Origin of the sequence: Aeromonas sp. S8(2024) (assembly GCF_041403085.1) — a bacterium.
In the GTDB taxonomy this organism is placed as follows: Bacteria; Pseudomonadota; Gammaproteobacteria; order Enterobacterales; family Aeromonadaceae; genus Aeromonas; species Aeromonas dhakensis.
The window spans coordinates 403,197-420,227 of the sequence record NZ_JBGLRF010000002.1; the positions used below are offsets into that span (position 1 = coordinate 403,197).

General features: G+C 64.4%; 12 protein-coding genes. 1 reads left to right on the plus strand and 11 read right to left on the minus strand.

The window, feature by feature from the left end:
* The first annotated feature begins 34 nt into the window (after nucleotides 1-34).
* The gene (locus ACB031_RS06460) at nucleotides 35-202 is read left to right on the plus strand and encodes a hypothetical protein (RefSeq protein ID WP_005303277.1); all 168 of its coding nucleotides are present in this window, start codon (nucleotides 35-37) and stop codon (nucleotides 200-202) included.
* 15 nt (nucleotides 203-217) lie between these two features.
* Here ACB031_RS06460 and ACB031_RS06465 read toward each other — a convergent pair whose 3' ends face one another.
* The 11 genes from ACB031_RS06465 to ACB031_RS06515 all read right to left on the minus strand — a co-directional run bounded on the left by ACB031_RS06465 (nucleotide 218) and on the right by ACB031_RS06515 (nucleotide 16,796).
* Entirely contained in the window at nucleotides 218-574 is a 357-nt protein-coding gene (locus ACB031_RS06465; protein WP_017785210.1) for an MGMT family protein, read from the minus strand.
* A 67-nt stretch (nucleotides 575-641) separates the two neighbouring features.
* Nucleotides 642-2,195, minus strand: coding sequence for a methyl-accepting chemotaxis protein (locus ACB031_RS06470; protein ID WP_371139215.1), 1,554 nt, complete (start codon nucleotides 2,193-2,195; stop codon nucleotides 642-644).
* A gap of 216 nt (nucleotides 2,196-2,411) precedes the next feature.
* Nucleotides 2,412-4,280 carry a beta-N-acetylhexosaminidase gene (locus ACB031_RS06475; protein WP_371139216.1) on the minus strand — a complete coding sequence of 623 codons (1,869 nt, stop codon included), beginning with the start codon at nucleotides 4,278-4,280 and terminating at the stop codon, nucleotides 2,412-2,414.
* Between the two features lie 103 nt (nucleotides 4,281-4,383).
* On the minus strand, nucleotides 4,384-5,256 hold the full coding sequence (locus ACB031_RS06480; protein WP_371139217.1) for a BadF/BadG/BcrA/BcrD ATPase family protein: 873 nt from the start codon (nucleotides 5,254-5,256) through the stop codon (nucleotides 4,384-4,386).
* A 122-nt stretch (nucleotides 5,257-5,378) separates the two neighbouring features.
* Complete coding sequence (locus tag ACB031_RS06485) at nucleotides 5,379-7,094, minus strand: glycoside hydrolase family 9 protein (protein WP_371139218.1); 1,716 nt, start codon at nucleotides 7,092-7,094, stop codon at nucleotides 5,379-5,381.
* A 114-nt stretch (nucleotides 7,095-7,208) separates the two neighbouring features.
* Nucleotides 7,209-8,201: an ABC transporter ATP-binding protein gene (locus ACB031_RS06490; protein ID WP_099359582.1), complete on the minus strand. Its 993-nt coding sequence runs from the start codon at nucleotides 8,199-8,201 to the stop codon at nucleotides 7,209-7,211.
* An 11-nt stretch (nucleotides 8,202-8,212) separates the two neighbouring features.
* Complete coding sequence (locus tag ACB031_RS06495) at nucleotides 8,213-9,235, minus strand: ABC transporter ATP-binding protein (protein ID WP_042007195.1); 1,023 nt, start codon at nucleotides 9,233-9,235, stop codon at nucleotides 8,213-8,215.
* Nucleotides 9,232-10,152 carry an ABC transporter permease gene (locus tag ACB031_RS06500; RefSeq protein ID WP_017778439.1) on the minus strand — a complete coding sequence of 307 codons (921 nt, stop codon included), beginning with the start codon at nucleotides 10,150-10,152 and terminating at the stop codon, nucleotides 9,232-9,234. Before ACB031_RS06500 ends, ACB031_RS06495 begins: the two co-directional genes overlap by 4 nt.
* Before the next feature lies 1 nt (nucleotide 10,153).
* On the minus strand, nucleotides 10,154-11,137 hold the full coding sequence (locus ACB031_RS06505) for an ABC transporter permease (RefSeq protein WP_005303257.1): 984 nt from the start codon (nucleotides 11,135-11,137) through the stop codon (nucleotides 10,154-10,156).
* Between the two features lie 119 nt (nucleotides 11,138-11,256).
* Nucleotides 11,257-12,942 (minus strand): ABC transporter substrate-binding protein, encoded by a 1,686-nt coding sequence (locus ACB031_RS06510; RefSeq protein WP_005303255.1) that lies wholly within the window; start codon nucleotides 12,940-12,942, stop codon nucleotides 11,257-11,259.
* Between the two features lie 416 nt (nucleotides 12,943-13,358).
* Nucleotides 13,359-16,796, minus strand: a complete 3,438-nt coding sequence (locus ACB031_RS06515; protein WP_162518752.1) for an ATP-binding protein — start codon at nucleotides 16,794-16,796, stop codon at nucleotides 13,359-13,361.
* Nucleotides 16,797-17,031: the final 235 nt, after the last annotated feature.

Below are 17,031 nucleotides of genomic sequence, written 5' to 3' on the forward strand. Positions count from 1 at the left end.
TGCAAGGATGGCAGCGCTGGACACGGAGGTTGTGATGGAGATTAACGAGATCCGGCCGGGAATGACCTGTCTGACCCGGGAAGGAACCGCCTATGTGCTGGAAGTGGACAAGCAGAGTCTGCTGGTGCTGCTGCAGCGGGAGTACGAAACCATCCCGGTGCAGGTGCGCAGCGACGAGATCCTGGCCCCCATCACTCGGTGAGGCGGGCCGCCATCGTCAGAAGGGCAGGAGAAACAGCAGCTCGGCGAGGTCGGGCTGCCACTGCCACTCCTTCATCCTGACCCGCCCGCCAATCACGGGCACCCCCTCCTCCTGCAGCAATCCCGCCTGTCTGTCAAAGCCTGCCGACCCCTTGGGCAGCGATATGGTGCCCGCCGCGCCCAGCACCCTGTGCCATGGCAGTACCTTGTCGGTCTCCCTCAGCACCTTGCCCACCAGCCTGGCCCGGCCTGGCAGTCCCGCCAGATCCGCCACCTGGCCATAGCTCACCACGCGACCGGCCGGGATCAGGGCCAGGATCGCCTCGATGCGGGCAACCTTGTTCAGCGGGGTGGGGGTCGATTCCGTTCTCATGAAGTTGACTCGTCAAAAACAACAGAAGCGCCATTGTGGCGCTTCTGTCGGGTGACTGGCAAATGTGTCAGCCGAAGGTCTGGCTGAGCCCCTTGAGCTGCCTGGCCCGCTCCAGCAGCTCCTGACTGGAGTCGTCGACCTCCTGCATCTTCTGGCTGTTGGCATGGGAGTACTCGGAGATCTGGTGGATGCTGCGGCTGATATCCTCCACCACCGTCTGCTGCTGCTCGGCGGCGGCGGCGATCTGGGTGGAGAACTCGGTCACCAGCTCGATCTCCTGCAGCACGGTATGCAGGCTGCTGGAGCCCTGACGGGTCATCTCGGCGCACTCGCGGGTCTGCTGCAGGTTCTCCTGCATCATCCCCTTCCAGCGGCCCAGGGTGTGCTGGATCTGCTGGATGCTGCCCTGGATCTGCTCGGTCGCCTTGTGGGTGCGGGTCGACAGGGTACGCACCTCGTCCGCCACCACCGCAAAACCGCGTCCCTGTTCGCCAGCCCGGGCCGCCTCGATGGCGGCGTTCAGCGCCAGCAGGTTGGTCTGGTCGGCGATGCCCTGGATCTCTCCCATCACGCTGCCGATCCGCTCCGACTCGCTGGCGAGCTCCACCGCCGAGTTGAAGGCCAGCTCCGCCTGTCTGGCGAGCTGCTCGATGCGCTGCTCGGTCTGGGCCAGCTGCTTGTCCGTGTGCTGGCAGCGGCTGCGTGCCTCGCTCACCTGACCGTTGGAGTCCTGGATGTTGCGGGCAATCTCGTGGGCCGTGCTGGCCATCTGGGTCATGGCGGCGGCCATCTGCTGGGTCTGGGCATCCTGTTCGTTGATATCGAGGCAGGCCTGATGGGAGGCCTGCTTCAGGTTGCTGGCCAGGGCCTGCAGCGGGTTGGTCGCATCGTTGACCCGGCCTAGCACGGTGCGGATGCGGGCCTGCAGCATCTTGATGTGAAAATCGGCGATGGCGCCGGGGCCGTCACCTGAGTAGACCAGCCGGGTCAGGCTGTCATATTCGCGGCCCAGCTGCTGCAGATAGAGTGGCAGGGCGAAGAGCTCGCGCCAGTAGGCACCGCCGATGAGCAGCAGGGGCAGCAGCATCAGCAGGGCTGTCGTCGGACCCTGGCTGCTGGCGGCCCAGCCCACCAGGCCGAGCAGCAGCAGGGCGATGGCCGGTGCGCGCACCCTGGCAAGGGCGGGGAGGCGGCTGCCGGTACCACGCTCGGCCTTGAGCAGGGCCTGGTAGGCCTGGCCGGCGATGTGCTTGAGCTGGGGATCCGGCTTGCAGCGCACCGACTGGTAGCCGCTGATCCGGTTGCCCTCGTAGATGGGGGTCACATAGGCGTCGACCCAGTAGTAGCGGCCATCCTTGCAGCGGTTCTTCACCATGCCACGCCAGGGCTTGCCCTCCTTGAGGCGGGCCCAGAGATCGGCGAAGGCCGCCTTGGGCATGTCTGGGTGGCGCACCAGGTTGTGGTTGTGGCCGACCAGCTCGTCGACCGAGTAGCCGGCGATGCGGCAGAAGGCGGGGTTGGCGTAGGTGATCACCCCGCGCAGATCCGTGGTGGAGACCAGTTGTTCGTCGGCAGGAAACTCCACTTCGCTGTCCAGGGTATGGACGTCTCTGCGGGCCATAGGAATACGCTCCGATGTTCTTGTTGATAACTTTGTCGTTGTTATTGTGGCAGATCTGGAGATGGCCGCAGGCTCGCGCCAGCAGGCGGCAGACCGGCTTCATAGGGGGCTGAATTTTGCCAACAATGGCGGATGAATGGTAGGGGTAAGTTGATGTTTTGTTGGTTAATCGTAAAAAAAAGGCGGCCATCAGGCCGCCAAGGAAAAAAGATAACACTACCTCTGCGGTACCCGGTAACGCACCTGGAGCTGGTCGAGGATCTGCAGCTGGCCCGGCAGACGGGCGGCGAAGTGCTCCCACCCCTTGCGGGCGGGGGCGCTCCAGGCCACCTCGGCGGTCGCCAGCATGCGCGGGAACAACATATAGTCGAGACGATCGCGAGAGGTGATCAGTTCCGACCATAAGGGGCTCAGCACCCCCAGGATGTTATCGTTGGCATGGAAATCGGCTGGGGCCGGGTCGCACGCGTAGACCTGCGCCAGATTGAGGGTGCCCGCCCAGTAGAGGCCGGGTTCCTGGATGTCCTGACTCCAGGCAAGGTCCAGATAGAGGTGCTGGGCCGGCGCCATCACCACCGGATAACCCGCAGCGGCCGCGTCGAGCCCGGCCTGGAAGCTGGTCCAGGCGAAGATGGTGGCGTCCCGGCTCACCTTGTCGCCGTGCAAAATCTCCTCCCAGCCCAGCATCCGCTTGCCCTTGCCGGCCAGGTAGTGCTGGCAGTGGCGCAGAAGGTGGCCCTGCAGCTCGCGGCAATCCTGATAGCCCTGCTGCTTCATCAGTTGCTGGCAGGCGGGGCTGTCGGTCCAGACCCCGCTGGGCACCTCGTCCCCCCCCATGTGCACCAGCGGCCCCGGGAACAGCTCGCACACCTCGTCCATCACGGCTTCCAGGAAGCGATAGGTGCCGGGCAGCGCCGGGTTGAGCACGTTGTCGTCAAAATATTGCACCGACAGGTAGCGGGAGCGGTCGGCCTCCTCCACCAGCAGTTCGGGCAGCGCCTTGATGGCGGCGTGGCAGTGACCGGGGATGTCAATTTCCGGAATGATGGTGATGCCAAGCCCGGCGCCGTAGGCCACCAGCTCGCGCACCTCGCTCTGGGTGTAGTAGCCGCCATAGGGCTCGGGGCCGCCGCTCAGCTGGGGCCCGACGGCCAGGCCGTGGCCGCGCCAGGCGGCCAGTTCGGTCAGCTGGGGGAAGGCCTTGATCTCGAGCCGCCACCCCTCGTCATCGGTCAGGTGCCAGTGGAAGCGATTGAACTTGTAGAGGCTCATCAGCTTGAGCAGGCGCTTGAGGGTGGCGAGGGAGTGAAAGTGGCGGGCACAGTCGAGAAATATGCCGCGAAAGCCGAAGCGCGGCGCGTCGCTGAGCTCGATGCAGGGCAGGCTCTCGCCGTGCTGCAGATACCACTGGGCCAGGCTGACGAGGCCATGGCGCCAACCTGCCTCGCCGCCGGCGGCAATCACTATCTCCTCCGGGGTGATGGTGAGCCGGTAGGCCTCCTGGCCCAGACCGCTTTCAACCAGCCGGATCTCGGCGTCGTGATCCTGCGCCAGCGCGAGCCCGGTCAGCTCGTTGAAGTGGGCCAGCAGCGGGCCGAGCAGGGGGCTCGGGCCGCTGACGTGGGCGCGCTCCGCCAGCCGGAAGTTGCCCTCCAGCAGCAACAAGCGATCCGGCTGGGGCACTATGCCGGCGAGGGGCTCCACCTCGGGCAGATCCGGCGCCGCAGTGGCGGATTGCACCAGACCCAGCTCTTCGCCGGTCAGCACCACCGGCATCAGCTGGGGGCCGCTGCTGGCCCGGGGAAGGCTCAGGAAGAAGCCGCGCGGCATGTCGGAGAGGCGCTTGATGGGGGTGCTGCGACAGCAGAAGCGCAGCTCGCTGGTTCCTGCTTGCGGGATCAAGACCTTGTAGCTGCCGCTCTGGCGCTCCAGCTCCCCTCCCTCGACCGAGCTGGGGTCGATGTGACGGGCCAGGCAGAAGTGGAGCTTCCAGGGGGCATCTGGCAGCTGGCTCAGGCTGAAACGAAACCAGACGTCGTCACCATCGCGTCGGTCGACCTGGGTGTGAATCAGGGGTGCGGACATGAAAACTCCTTCGGTTGCACGAGCAAGGGGCCGGCCGCCCTGGTGAAGGCGGCTGGCGATGGTTGAGGGGAGGGCGTGCCGGTGCTGGCCTGGTTCGCCCGGTTCAGGAGTGCAGGCATGGCAGCGCCTCCGTCTTGGCAAACAAGATGGCCCCCTCCAGTGCGTCGGCAGCGGGGCTGACCAGCGGCAGGTGCGCCAGACGGGGGGCGAGGCGCATGCCGATGCCGCCGAGCAGGGCAATCCGGTCGGCGCCCAGCTGGCGCATCCCCTCCAGCAGGATGGCCAGCTGCTGGCAGGTCTCCTCCAGCAGCTGGCAGGCGAGCTCGTCGCCGTCGCTGGCGGCATCGAATACCCAGGGGGCGAAGCGGCCGTAGTCGGCGGGGATGGCGCGGGCGGCCCAGCGTACCACCTCGGCCTGATCCCGTTTGAAGTGATCGAGCAAGCGGATGGCGAGCGTGCTGGGGGGCAGGATGCCGTCGTGGCAGAGCAGGGATTGCTGGATGGCGCGCAGCCCCAGCCAGGCGCCACTGCCCAGATCCGAGATGGGAAAGCCGCGGCCGGAGCAGGTGTACAGCTGGCCGTGGCGATAGATGAGCCCGGCCGAGCCGGTGCCGGCGATGAGGATGGCCCCCTCTTCGCCGCCAAAGGCGCCCAGGCAGGCCCCGAAGGCGTCGGAGGTGAGCCGCACGCTCGCAAAGGGGAAGGGCATGGTCAACATGGCGTGATAGCAGTCGGCCAGCTCGGCGGAGGCGAGCGCCAGCCCGACCCCCATCCGTTGCTGGGCATCCTCAGCCAGCTCGGCCTCGATACGGGCCTGCTCGATGGCGGCCAGCACGTTGCTGTGGGCGAGTGCGATGCCGAGCTCCAGATTGGAGCCGGCGGCGCGCCCCTCGCCGAGCAGCTTGCCGGCCCGATCCCGAATGCGGGCACGGGTGTGGGTGCCGCCACCATCCACCCCGACCCAGTACTCAATCATGACGGCCTCCCTGGTCATTTGGAGCACTCAGGGCATTTTGCCAGCTGATGGCCGGGGCAAACCAGGCGGAATGTATGGAGGATCCACGGCTCTCCCCACTACCAATGATGTTCGAGTCTCTTTCAATCATGGGAGCCTCCGAGGGCGCTCTGCCAGCTGATGGCCAGGGCAAACCAGGCGGCGTGCGGGATCCACTGCTCCCCCCAGCGCCAGTTCTGATCCAGTCGATCCTTGTAAGCCTCGGGGATAAAGGCCACCTCGTTTTCGTCATCAAACCCTGAGGTGATGCCGTTGCAGATCCCCCCCAGCGCATTGGGATAACCGGCGGTGTAGGCGGGGTTGTTGCTGCCATGGCCCGCCAGCATGCAGGCGTTGAAGGGGTTTTTCCCCAGGATCCAGTCGAGCTGGTGCTGGCCGAAGGTGCGCAGCAAGCGGCTCTGGTGCGGCAACTGGGCGGCGGCGGCAAACGCCATGGCGGCCAGCGAGGCGAGGCGAGCGTTCTCCCCCTGCCACCAGTAACCCGACTCGTTGTGGTGGGGCATAAAGAAGCTGACGCGGGGGGCTTCGCCAACCCCTTTCACATACTGGCGGGCGAGGGCAAACGGGTTGCCGGGGCGGGCACAGAGCGCCAGCTCGGCGGCCAGCGCCTGCTCGATCACCCGCTGCACCGCGCTCTTGCGCTCCCAGTCCGGCTCGATCCCCACGTATTCCAGCAGGGCCAGCACCGGCAGGCCCGCCTCGGCGGCGTGGTAGTAGGGGCGCGCGCCATCCTCGTTGGCGGCCCAATAGTGGCCGAGCTCAGGGTGAGGGCGCTGGCGGGCGCAGAGCTTGTCGGCCCGCTCTCTGGCCTCTGCCAGCCACTCTGGGCCCAGGGTGCGGGTCAGCTCCACCGCCGCCAGCAGGGCGCAGTAGTCGTCGATGATGTTTTCGACCCCGTCATCCAGATAGGCAAGGTTGTGCTCGCGCAGGTGCAGGTAGCCGCGTCTGGCCGCTTCGGCGTAGCGGCTGGCATCGAAGTCGCCGCTGACGCTCTCGCGGGCGGCGCGGGCGAGCGCGGCGATGGCCATGCCGCCCCCTTGACGGAAACCCGCCTGCCAGTTGGCGGACTTGAGCCCCTGCTGGGTGGCGTAGGCGCACAGCTCGCGCTGCTCGGGATCCTTGCTCCACTTGTCGAACAGGGTCATGTAGAAGAAGCCCGACTCATCCTGCATCCGGCAGAGAAAATCGGCGCCGTGCAGCGCCTCGTCGTTGAGCCGCTTGCAGAGGTTGACCCCGTCGATGTCGCGGCGCGGGGCCAAGAGCTCGCGGCATTTGAGCAGGGCCCAGACCACCATGGGGGTCTGCTGGGGGTTGAGGTAGTTGGCGTAGGAGAGGTGGCTCAGGTATTTGCTCATGTCGCCGCTGGCATCGAACCAGCCGCCGTGCACGTCCCGGCGCAGGTCGGTGCCAAACAGACGAGCGCTGCGGTCGGCCCGATCGAAGGCGCCGCTGGCACGCTGTCCCTTGAAGTAGTGGATGACGTCGGAGAGGCAGCAGCTGGCCAGCAGATCGGGGCCGATGGCAAAGCGGGTAGAGCGGACAATGCCTTGGGCGGTGATCGCCTCCAGCCGATAGTGGCCTGGCTCTTGGAATGCCGAGAAGTCGGCGCGCCAGTAAGCACGGCCCTGCCAGCCGGGGACGCTGCCGGTCGCTTGCAGCGGAGTTTCAAACAGGATCTGGCCATCACCCTGGCGTTGCAGCCTGACATAGCCGCCGAGATCATGGGCGGGGGTGGCTTGTAGCAGGGCGATCTTCTCCCCGTCGCACGGGTAACCCACCTGATTGATCAAGAGTTCCATCGAGGTATTACTCCTGTGGTTCACCGACAGGCGGTGAGGCACATCACGGGGCCATGGCCGCCCCGTATCGAGGCATGGCCGGACACTGCTGTCCGGCCGGTTCAAGGCTCACCCTCACTCGTAGAGGTAGCAGCGCACAAAGTGGTTGTCGGCAAGCTTGCTGACGGGGGGCAGGGTCTCCTTGCAGCGCGGCATCGCCTGATTGCAGCGCCCGGCGAAGGGGCAACCGCAGGATTCCGGCGTCCAGAGCGGGATCTCCCCCTTGCGGCCCCCCTCCAGCTCGGCGTGGATGCTCTTCTCGGGGTCGGGCACCGCCGAGATGAGCAGCTGGGTGTAAGGGTGCTGGGGGTGGTGCAGGATCTCGTCCACCTCGCCCCACTCCACCATGTGCCCGACGTACATTACCGCCAGATCCTCGGCCACGTAGCGGGCGGTGGCGATGTCGTGGGTGATGTAGAGCATGGAGACGCCGAGTTCGTCCTTCATCTGCTCCATCAGGTTGAGGATGCCGATGCGAATGGAGACGTCGAGCATGGAGGTGGGCTCGTCCGCCAGCACCACTTCCGCCTCCACCGCCAGGTTGCGGGCGATGTTGACCCGCTGGCGCTGGCCGCCGGAGAGCTGGTGCGGGTACTTGGCCGCAGTCGCCTTGGCAGGGGTGAGCCCCACCTTCTCCAGCAGGCCATAGACCATGTCGGGCAGATCTTTCTTGTCGATCACCTTGCTGTGCAGCAGCAGGGGGCGGGCGATGTGGTGGTAGATGGTGTGGGTCGGGTTCAGCGAACCGAACGGATCTTGCCACACCATCTGTACGCTCTGACGGTAGTCGAGCAGGGCGGTGCCCTTGTTGAACTCCTCCAGATCGCGGCCGCGATAGAGGATGCGGCCGCCGGAGAGCTTGTACATCTTGGCGATGATCTTGGCGATGGTGCTCTTGCCGGAGCCGGACTCTCCCACCACCGCCAGGGCGCGGCCCCGGTGCAGGTTGAAGGTGATGTCCGAGAGGGCTCGCATCTTGCCGCTCTTGATGGCGTTGGAGTTGACGGGGAAGTCCTTGTAGAGGTGCTGGACTTCGATGATGGGGGCGTCGGTTTTGGCGATTTGCATGACAGACATCCTTAACAGCCAGCGGCCTTGTCCAGATAGATCAGGGGATCTTGTTGCTCATCCTGCGCCTCATAGAGGTGACAGGCGGTTTGTTGGCCGGGGCGGATCTCGGCGAGCTTGGTGTATTGCTGACGGCAGCGCTCATGCACCCTGGCGCAGCGTGCCTGAAAGCGGCAGCCCACCGGCACCTCCAGCAGGTTGAGCGGGGTGCCCGGGATCCCCTCCAGCACCTTCTTGGGCCCGTGCAAGGGCGGGAAGGAGTTGCCGAGCCCCCTGGTATAGGGGTGCAGCGGCGCGGTCAGGATCGCCTTGGCCGGCGCCACCTCCACCAGTTCACCGGCGTACATGATGCCGATGCGATCGCAGAACTCGACCATCAGCGAGAGGTCGTGGGTGATGAAGAGGATGGAGAAGTTGAACTTCTCTTTGAGCGCATAGACCTTCTGCAGGATCTCCCGCTGCACCACCACGTCGAGCGCCGTGGTCGGCTCGTCCATGATCAGCAGCTCGGGGTTGAGCGCCATGGCGATGGCGATCACCAGCCGCTGGCGCATGCCGCCGGAGAACTGGTGCGGGTAGTCCTTGAGCCGGCTCGGGTGGATGTCGACGATGGCGAGCAGCTCCTGGGCGCGCTTGATCGCCTCATAGCGGGTGAGCCCCGGGTTGTGGGCCAGCAGCACGTCGCAGAACTGCTCCTCCATGCGCAGCACCGGGTTGAGCGCGTTCATGGCGGACTGGAACACCACCGACACCTGCTGCCAGCGGTAGCTGCGCAGCCGCTCATCGCCGTAGTGGAGGATGTTCTCCCCCTTGAACAGGATCTCGCCGCCGCTGATGTAGGCGGGCGGCTTGTGCAGCCGCGCCACCGAGAAGGCGACGGTGGACTTGCCGCAGCCCGACTCGCCGGCCAGGCCAAACACTTCACCGGGGGCGATGTCGAAGCTGACCGAGTTGACGGCGCGCACGTCGCCGTTCTCGGTGATGTAGTCGACGCAGAGGTTGCGTACCGACAGCAGGGGTTGTTGCGATCTCATGCTGTCTTCTCCTGTACGGCCGGTACCGGCGTGGTGACGGGGGCGGCGAGTTTCTTCCAGCGATTGAGCCCCTTGTGGGAGCGCAGCTGCGGGTTGGCGATTTCGTCGATGGCAAAGTTGAGCAGGGCCAGACCGGCACCGAGCGTTGCGATGGCGAAGCAGGGGGCCAGGATCTCCCACCAGGCGCCGACCAGGATGGCGCTCGAGGTCTGGGCGTTGTAGAGCATGATGCCCCAGCTCACGACTGTGGGGTCGCCAAGGCCCAGGAACTCCAGGGTCGCCTCGGTGACGATGGCGTAGATGATGGAGCCGATGAAGCTCACCCCGATGATGGAGATGAGGTTCGGCAATATCTCCACCAGGATGATGCGCCAGGCCGGCTCCCCCAGCACCTCGGCGGCGATGACGAACTCTTTCTCGCGCAGGGCCAGGGTCTGGGCGCGGATGACCCGCGCGCCATAGGCCCAGGAGGTAAAGCCTATGATGAGGGCGATCACCGCCGGTGACGCCTCCCCGATGAAGCTGGCCAGCACCAGCAATAGAGGGAGGTTGGGGATCACCAGCACCACGTTCATCAGGAAGGTGAGGCACTCGTCCACCAGGCCGCCGAAGTAGCCGGCGGTGATGCCGATGGCGACGGCGAGGGCGCACACCAGCAGGCCCGCGCTGAAGCCCACCATCAGGGAGATGCGGGCGCCGTTGGTGAACTGGGCCCAGATGTCGTGGCCCATGCGGGTGGTGCCCATCACGAACTCGGTGCTGGGGGGCTGGTGGGGGCGGGCCACCCGCTTGGTCGGTTCGTTGCCGGCCAGAATGGGGGCGAACAGGGCCATCAGCACGAAGCTGACCACGATGAAGAGGCCGCAGGCGGCCTTCTTGTTGCCCAGCAGGATTTTCAGAATAGTCGGCATGCGCATCTTATTTGCCTCCGGTACGCAGACGGGGATCCAGGAAGACGTAGAGCACGTCGGCCAGGAAGTTGAAGCTGAGCATGGTGATGGTCATGATGAGCAGCTGCCCCTGAATGAGCGGGTAGTCGCGGGCCAGAATGCCCTGATAGAGGGTCAGGCCCAGGCCGGGATAGTTGAAGATCACCTCGGTGATGAGGGATCCGCCGATGACGAAACCGAGCGCCATGGAGAGGGCGGTGACGCTCGGCAGGATGGCGTTGCGGGCGCCGTAGTTGAAGATCACCCGGTTGCTGGAGAGCCCCTTGGCCTTGGCCATGGTGATGTAGTCCTCGCCCAGCAGGTTGATCATGTTGTTGCGCATGGTGATGAGAAAGCCCCCCACCTGCACCATGGCCAGGGTGCCCACCGGCATGATGGCGTGGGTCAGGATGCTCTTGATGTGCTCCCAGCCCCAGTCGGGGGTGATCTCCGGGCTGTAGGCGTAGCCGATGGGCAGCCACTCCAGGCTCACCCCGAACAGGAAGAGCGCCAGCAGCGAGATGACCACAGGTGGAATGGCCTGCATCACCAGGGTGAGCGGGGAGAGGATGCTGTCGAGGCGACCGCCCCGGTGCCAGGCGGCGAAGATGCCGACGATGGAACCGATGGAGAAGCTCAGAATGGTGGAGGTGCCCACCAGAAACAGGGTCCAGCCGATGGCGCGGCCGAGTACGTCGGCGACCGGTTGGGGGTAGTAGCGCACCGAGGTGCCGAGATCCCAGGTGAAGACGCTCTTCACATAGGTGAGAAACTGGGTGCCGATGGGGCCGTCCACGAAACCGAAGGTGGCCTTGAGGGCCTCCAGCGCGGCGGGTTCCATCATGGCGCCGGCCCGGGCAAACATGACGGAGACGGGGTCCCCCGGCATGGCTCTGGGCAGCAGGAAGTTGATGGTGGCGGCCACCAGAAAGGCGACCAGATAGAAGGAAAAGCGTCTCAGTATGAATCCCATGATGATACCTTTTACTGCTGGTCCGCCCCGCGCCGGGCATAGTTACCCCAACCCCGGCAGAGCCGGGAGATAAGGGGAATGGGCGGGGAAGAGGGCCCCCCGCAGGGGGCCGGGATTGATTAGCTGTTCGGCTTGAGTGACAACACGTGCAGCAGACGCTCCGGGGTGTCCGGGTGAACCTGCGGCTTGGCGACCGGGTTGTCGGCACTGAACCAGCCGTGGAAACGCTTGGTGCTGTATTCGTACCAGGTCGGGTTGTTGAATACCGGGATGATGGTCTGGTTGGCACCGACCCTGTCCTGGATCTCGAACATGATCTCCTTCTGCTTGGCGGCATCGGCGGTCTGGGTAAAGTCGTCGATCAGCTTGTCGAGCGCCGGATCCTTGTAGCGGGGCGCCGCGAAGCGGTTGCCGCGCTCACCCATGTTGCGGGAGTGGAAGGCGGTCTCGAAGTACTTGTGCGGGTTGGCACCGGCAAAGTAACCCTGCAGGGCGACGTCGAAGTCACCGGTGATCAGGTTTTCGGTCCAGACGGTGGCTTCCGGGGTGGCGGTCTTGGCGTTCAGGCCCAGTGCCTGCAGCCCTTCCACGCCGATCTGGGCGGTGTTGACCCAGTCGGTCCAGCCATTCGGTACCAGCACCTTGAACTCGATCTTCTGGCAGGTGGGGGTGTCGAGGAACTTGTCGCCGTCACAATCCTTGTAGCCGGCCTGTTTCAGCAGGGCCTTGGCGCCTTCCAGATCGAACTTGTTGTACTTGCCGTACTTCTTGTCCACTTCCGGGTTGTTCCAGGAGTCGAACGCCTTGCCGAGCCCTGACGGGTACTCGTTGACGGTCGGGTAACCGTAGCCCGCGATGTCCACCATGGACTGGCGGTCCATGGCCATGGAGAAGGCGCGGCGGAAGTTGACGTCGTTGAAGGCTTCGTGGTTGCCCGGTTTCTTGGCCTGGAAGTTGACGTTGAACGCCACCGTGCCGGAGGCCGGGAACCAGTACTTGTTGTTCTTCGGATCGTTGCCGACGTAGAGACGCTCGATGTCCGGCACGAAGGAGCCGAACCAGTCCACGTCACCTTTCATCACCGCGGCCAATACCTGGTCGTTGGTGGCCATCTGCGGCATGCGCAGGCAGTCGATGGAGAGGTTGGCGTTGTCCCAGTAGTGCGGGTTGCGGCACTGGGTGTAGAGCTGGGCGGAGAAGTTGTCCACTTCGGTGAAGGGACCGGTGCCGACCGGCTTGTCGTTGGTGAAGGCGACCGGGTCTTTCACCGATTTCCACTGATGCTCCGGCACGATGGGCACCAGCACCAGGTCGTTCACCACGTTGGTGTTGACGTCGGTCAGGTCGAACTTGATCTTGTTGGGAGCCAGCTTCTCGACGCTCTTGATCTGGGTCCAGATTGAGCGCTCGTCCAGCGCCTTGTTGGCCTTGACCAGGTTGAAGGAGAAGAGGACGTCATCGGCGGTAAAGGGCTGACCATCCGACCACTTCACCCCGTCACGCAGATCGAAGGTGACGGACTTGAGGTCCTTGCTGAACTCGAAGTGGGTGGCCAGACGATAGACGGGCTTGCCGCCCTGCATATCGTTGAAGATCACCAGAGGTTCATAGATGAAGTGACGGGTGGTGTGCAGCAGGCCCGCCTGCAGGAAGGGGTTGAAGTTCTTGACCCACGCGGTTTCCTGTTGTGCGACCAGGGTCAGCACCGTCTTGTTGTCCGCCGCCATGGCGTTGCCGGCTGCGCCGGCAAGCATCATGGTGCCCAGCATTACAGCAGTAGAGATTTTGGATACTTTGGCAAGCATATTATTTCCTTTCTTATTTATATTCCTTGTTTGGATTTGAGCACCGACTTCGCATGCTGGGGAGGTCGGCCCTCAATGTTGGTCAGGTTTTTCACCCTTGTAGTTGTGTCATCCAACGTCCCTAGCAAAGCAGAGTTAACAGGAAAACAACAACTGTTCAGATCGTCGATATCGTAAAAATCGGCGCTATCACGTCAATTTCGTCAAAATGGCTTTTAACTCGATTTAAATCATGAGGTTATGTTAATTGCTCTGACGTAATAAGTCCCCGTCAATCTGCCTCTCATGACAATTGTGTGAATTGGATCGGCTCTCGTTTTGACGTGGTGAACGGGCTTAATTTTGCACAAAAAAAAACCGCCCCGCCAAGTGTGAGCCAGGGCTCAGATTGGAGATGGGGGCGGGGAGGGGATGCGCTAGCTCTTGCGGGTGGCGAGCTGGCGCAGGGTCTGGGCGCTGTGGTGCAACTGCTGGCGCTGGGCCTCGTTGAGCGGGCCGTGGCTGAGCACGTATTCGGCGGTGGCGACCACCGTCTTCCAGCGCGGCGCCTTGGGCAGGGTGTCCAGGCTCAGGTACTTGTCGAGGGTGCGGGTCTGCGGGCTGGAGCGGTCCATGTAGACCCGCCACAGCTTGCTTTTCTCGGCCAGCACTATCTTGCCCTTGCCGGTGCTCTGCTGCCAGGCATCCAGGGTCAGCCGCATGGTGTCCACCAGGGCGCGGCGCAATGGCTCGTCATCCTGCTGGCGGATGAGGTCGTCGGCGAGCGAGCGGAACTCCCCGCCCAGCCGGCTCAGCTCGCCCAGCAGCTGACCATCCTCGATGATGGCCTGGCGTGACAGGCTCTTGAGGGCATTCTCCAGCGCCATCACCCGGTTTTCGTCGGGCCGCGACTCTGTGCTGAGGGCCAGCGCGTAGGCGGCCTGCCCCCCCAGACTGATGGGCAGGGCGCGGGCGTTGAGCTCGTCCCTCTGACCCGCCACCAGAAACGCCAGCGACTGTTCCTGGCCGGCCTGCAGCCCGGGCCACTGGCTGGCCAGCGGGCTGGCCAGCCAGTCGTCCAGCGGCTGCCCCTCCATGGCCTCCGGCTCCTGGCCCAGCAGGCGAGCCAGCACCCGCGAGGCGAACAGCACCGTGCCCTGACCATCGATGAACACCATGGGATCGGCCCCCTCGCCGAGCAGGGCCAGCAGCCGCTGCTGATCCTGATGCAGCTGCTCCTGCAGTACCAGCCGGTGCTCTATCTCCTGTTTGAGCAGGCGGTTCTCCACCAGAGAGGCGCGCCCGGCGCTCGCCTCCAGCAGGGCCCTGACCCGGGCGAACAGCTCCTCCTTGCAGAAGGGTTTCACCAGATAGTCGTTGGCGCCGGCGTTGAAACCCTCCTCGATATCCTTGGGCTGGTTGAGGGCGGTGAGCAGCAGCACCGGCAGCTTCTCCTTGGGATGCTGCTCCCGCAGCCGGCGGCAGACGTCGAAGCCGGAGAGGGTCGGCATCATGACGTCCAGCAGTATGAGGTCGACCGGCTCCTGGGCCAGCTTGGCCAGCGCGTCGTGGCCGTCGCTGCTGGGCAGGATGCGATAACCGCAGGGCTGCAGCAGGTGGCGCAGTATGTGCAAATTGATGGGCTCGTCGTCCACCACCAGGATGAGGGGCGCATCCTCGGGCGGTGGGGGGAGGTCATCGCTCTCCCACTCCGGCAGGGCGAGCGGCTGCTGGCGCACCAGCTGATGCTCTATCTGGCGGCTGTCTAGGGTCAGACTGCCGGCCTTGCCGCTGGCGAGCGGCAGGGTGAAGGCGAAGGTGGAGCCGACGCTCGGCTCGCTCTCCACGAACAGCTCGCCCCCCATCAGGTGCACCAGCTGGCGGGTGATGGAGAGGCCGAGGCCGGCCCCCTGCTTGCTCACCTCCGGGCTCATTTGAACCAGCGGCTCGAAGATGTGCTCCAGGTGATCCCTGGCGATGCCGATGCCGGTGTCGGTCACCCGGATGTGCAGGAAGTTGCCCTCCACCAGGGCGCTTAGCACCACCTTGCCCTGTGGCGTGTACTTGATGGCGTTGCCCACCAGGTTGTAGAGCACCTGTTCGAGCCGCTGCTCGTCCGCCAGCACAGGCGGCAGCTCGGCCGGGGTTTTGTCCACCAGGGTGAGGGGTTTGGCCTGCACCAGGTGCTGGCAGAGATCCAGCACCAGCCGGATGACCCCCTTGGAGGAGACCGGCTGGGGGTGGATCTCCAGCTGGCCGTAGCGCATCTGGTGGTAGTCCAGCAGATCGTCCACCAGCCGCGCCAGGCCGTCGGCACTCTTGATGATGAGCCCCAGCTGTTTCTGCTGCCCTTCGGTCAGATCCTGCTGGCTGGCGAGCATGGACTCGGCCATCCCCTTGATGCCGTGAATGGGGGTGCGCAGCTCGTGGGAGGTGTTGGCCAGCAGTTCATCCTTGAGCTTGTCCGCCTGCTGCAGGCTGAGGTTCTGCTTGTGGGTCAGCTTGACCTGCTGCTGCAGCTCCTGGGTCTGGCGCTCGATGAGCTCGATCTTGTCCTTCACCGAGCGCTGCATGTGGCGAAACGCCTGGGCGAGCCGGTCGATGTCGTCATCGGTGCGGGCGATGGCGATGGGGTGATCCAGGGCGCCGTCGGCCACCTGCTCGGCGGCGGCGGTGAGAGAGCGCAGCGGCGCCGTGATGGAGTGGGAGAGCCAGCGGGAGAAGAGGATCAGCAGCAGCAATGAGCCGGCCCCCAGCAGGATCACCAGGGTCTCCAGCTGGCGGATGGGGCGATAGGCCTCGCTGGTGGAGATCTCGGCAATGAAGGCCCACTCGGTGTCGAACACCTTCACCTGGGTGTAGGCGGCCAGCACCTCGTCCTCGTGGTAGGAGCGAAACAGCCCGACCCCCTGCTCGCCGGAGAGCGCCTTGACCACCAGCGGGGTCTGCAGCGGCCGGAAGTTGGGGCTGAAGCTGTTCTCCACGCTGAACTCGGGCGCCAGCCAGGCGTTGGCGCGCATCCGTTTGTCCGGGCCGATGAGGATGGTCTCGCCGGTCGCACCAAGCCCCTCCCGCTCCGCCATGATCTGGTTGAGCTTGTCCGGCAGCAGCTCGAAGATCACCACGCCGCGCACATAGTCGTACTGCATCACGGGGGCGGCCATGTAGGCGACCACCTGGCCGGTCAGCTCGTTGCGGCCAAAATCGGTGAACTCGAAGATCTGCTGCGGCTTCTGGCCGCCGTCGAGGCGCCGCTTGATCTTGGCGAAGGTCTGGCCCAGGCCACTCGATTGGTAGGGACCGGAGAGCAGGTTGGTGGCGAAGTTGGCGCGCTTGGTGACCGAATAGACCACGTCGCCGTTGAGGTCGATCAGGAAGATGTCGCTGTAGTTGGACTTGCGCACCATGTCGGCGTAGCCGCGGTGAAAGCGCTGATGCACCCGGCCATACATCTCGTCCGCCAGGATCAGGGCACTGATGGAGGGTTCGATGTCGGGGGTGTTGTCAGGCTTTTGCAACTGATCCCAGGAGCCCGGTACATAGCGGGCCTGGGCGCGGGCGCGGGCCTCCTGCGGCGTGGTGCCGAGTTTCTCGAAGGCGCCGGTGAAGCCGTAGAAGCGACCGATACTGTTGCCGGCAAAATCCTGCTGGGAAAAGTTGATGATCTGCTGTTTGAGGTTGCCGAAGTAATCTTCCAGCTGGCTCTTCTTGATGTTGCGAACGGAAACCAGATGGTTGGAGGTCTGGGTGGTGAGATCCTTGCCGTGGCTATAGAGGAAAAACAGGGTGACAACCAGGAAGGGCACCATGGCCAGCATAAAAAATGCCAGCATCAGCTGCGGCCTGAGTCCACGAGGCTTGAAGATCCATTTCATCGGGAGATTTTCAATTGAGAATCCGGTTACTAACCGCCGCAAGTCTCTGATTAAAGGCTAATCATTTCAATGACTTTATCTTGAATTCGCCTGCTGGGTCACAGCCTGGCGCGTTTTTTTTGGGCAAGCCGTCTAAACCCTGAGCAAACAGCACGAGAAAGGGCTGAAAGTGAGAAAAAAGGGTTGTGCCTCTGCTCGGGGTACGTATAATGCGCCTCGTTGTCAGGCAACTGGC

What these genes read in the sequence shown, in the direction of transcription:
- ACB031_RS06460 (WP_005303277.1), top strand. Translation starts at nt 35, where the DNA reads ATGGAGATTAACGAGATCCGGCCGGGAATGACCTGTCTGACCCGGGAA.
- ACB031_RS06465 (WP_017785210.1), bottom strand. Translation starts at nt 574, where the DNA reads ATGAGAACGGAATCGACCCCCACCCCGCTGAACAAGGTTGCCCGCATC.
- ACB031_RS06470 (WP_371139215.1), bottom strand. Translation starts at nt 2,195, where the DNA reads ATGGCCCGCAGAGACGTCCATACCCTGGACAGCGAAGTGGAGTTTCCT.
- ACB031_RS06475 (WP_371139216.1), bottom strand. Translation starts at nt 4,280, where the DNA reads ATGTCCGCACCCCTGATTCACACCCAGGTCGACCGACGCGATGGTGAC.
- ACB031_RS06480 (WP_371139217.1), bottom strand. Translation starts at nt 5,256, where the DNA reads ATGATTGAGTACTGGGTCGGGGTGGATGGTGGCGGCACCCACACCCGT.
- ACB031_RS06485 (WP_371139218.1), bottom strand. Translation starts at nt 7,094, where the DNA reads ATGGAACTCTTGATCAATCAGGTGGGTTACCCGTGCGACGGGGAGAAG.
- ACB031_RS06490 (WP_099359582.1), bottom strand. Translation starts at nt 8,201, where the DNA reads ATGCAAATCGCCAAAACCGACGCCCCCATCATCGAAGTCCAGCACCTC.
- ACB031_RS06495 (WP_042007195.1), bottom strand. Translation starts at nt 9,235, where the DNA reads ATGAGATCGCAACAACCCCTGCTGTCGGTACGCAACCTCTGCGTCGAC.
- ACB031_RS06500 (WP_017778439.1), bottom strand. Translation starts at nt 10,152, where the DNA reads ATGCGCATGCCGACTATTCTGAAAATCCTGCTGGGCAACAAGAAGGCC.
- ACB031_RS06505 (WP_005303257.1), bottom strand. Translation starts at nt 11,137, where the DNA reads ATGGGATTCATACTGAGACGCTTTTCCTTCTATCTGGTCGCCTTTCTG.
- ACB031_RS06510 (WP_005303255.1), bottom strand. Translation starts at nt 12,942, where the DNA reads ATGCTTGCCAAAGTATCCAAAATCTCTACTGCTGTAATGCTGGGCACC.
- ACB031_RS06515 (WP_162518752.1), bottom strand. Translation starts at nt 16,796, where the DNA reads ATGAAATGGATCTTCAAGCCTCGTGGACTCAGGCCGCAGCTGATGCTG.